This window comes from Streptomyces carminius, from assembly GCF_002794255.1.
In the GTDB taxonomy this organism is placed as follows: domain Bacteria; phylum Actinomycetota; class Actinomycetes; order Streptomycetales; family Streptomycetaceae; genus Streptomyces; species Streptomyces carminius.
In genome coordinates, this window is sequence record NZ_PGGW01000031.1 from 1 (window position 1) to 1,332 (window position 1,332).

Sequence of the window (1,332 nt, forward strand, 5' to 3'; positions counted from 1 at the left end):
GAGTTCGTGCTGGGGCATCACAGCACGGCGCACATCCTGCTGGACAACGAGGACGCGTCCGCCGAGCACAGCCAGTCGGCTCGGTTGCTGGCGGGCATCAAGGAGATCAACGAGCTGTACCGGGATGTGCCGGGGTATGTGCCGCTGCGGGTGGAGACGGCCGCTCCGGCGGTACGGACCGCGGTCGGTGACGGTGGCAGGCTTGAGGAGTTCACCGAGCTGGGCGGGGTGGAGCTGCGGATCCGGCATCAGCCTCCGTACCGGGTGGTCACCGTCACCCGCGGGCACGACCTGCCCGGCCCGGGCACCGAGCCGGCGCCCGCGGCCACCGATACCGCCGGTGAGAACTCCCAGGTGCCGGCCTTCCCCGGGGCGAACGCCGCGTGGAATTCCCCGGATTCCGATGGTGGTGAGTCGGGTCCGGTTCTGGCGGCGTTCGATGAGTCGGGTGAGGGGCGGGAGGTCACCTGGGCGGAGGTCACGTCGTCGGCGTGGTTCGCGGAGTTGCATCCGGCGCATCGTGAGCGGCTGCGGGGTGTGGGGGAGTTCACGCTGCTCGAGGACGCTCTGGAGGAGACGCGTAACACGGTGGTGGCCGCGGTGGACGGTGGCGCGGGGCCGGAGGATGTGGCGCTGCTGGCGGATCTGCATGGGCTGCGGGACAACGTCAGTGTGTACGACCCTGCGATGATGCCGCATATGCCCCGTTTCATGGAAAGGGAACTAGGCGCGGGGCGTGCGGTGCTGGTGCAGGGATCGGTGACGAGGTTCGGTCACCATGTGCCGTACACGGATCTGGTGGTTCCGCATCCAGGGCCGTGGGCGCAGATGCCGAATCAGCTGGAGGGGCTGGCGTACAGCCTGGAGTATGTGCTGGGGCATCACAGCACGGCGCACATTCTGCTGGACAACGAGGATCTTCCCGTCGAGACGCGGCAGTCGGCGTTGCTGCTGGCGGGGATCGAGGAGATCAACGAGCTGTACCGGGATGTGCCGGGGTATGTGCCGCTGCGGGTGGAGCTGTCCACTCCGGCGGTACGGGCCAGGGTGAGTGACAACGGCAGGCTTGAGGAGTTCACCGAGTTGGGCGGGGTGGAGCTGCGGGTCCGGCACCGGCTTCCGGTCACGGTGGTCACCGTCACCCGCGGGCACGAGCTTCCTCTCACAGGTACCACGCCCGCCCCCACGACCACCGACACCTCCCCAGCGCCGGCCTTCCCTGGGGCGAACGCCGCGTGGAATTCCCCGGGTTCCGATGGTGGTGGGTCGGGTCCGGTGTTGGTGGCGTTCGATGAGTCGGGTGAGGGGCGGGAGGTCACTTGGGCGGAGGTC

General features: G+C 68.8%; 1 protein-coding gene. It reads left to right on the plus strand.

Annotated features, from left to right (window positions below; all coding sequences use genetic code 11):
* Positions 1–1,332 (plus strand): hypothetical protein (locus CUT44_RS33000; protein ID WP_158239579.1); only part of this gene is annotated, 1,332 nt, incomplete at both ends.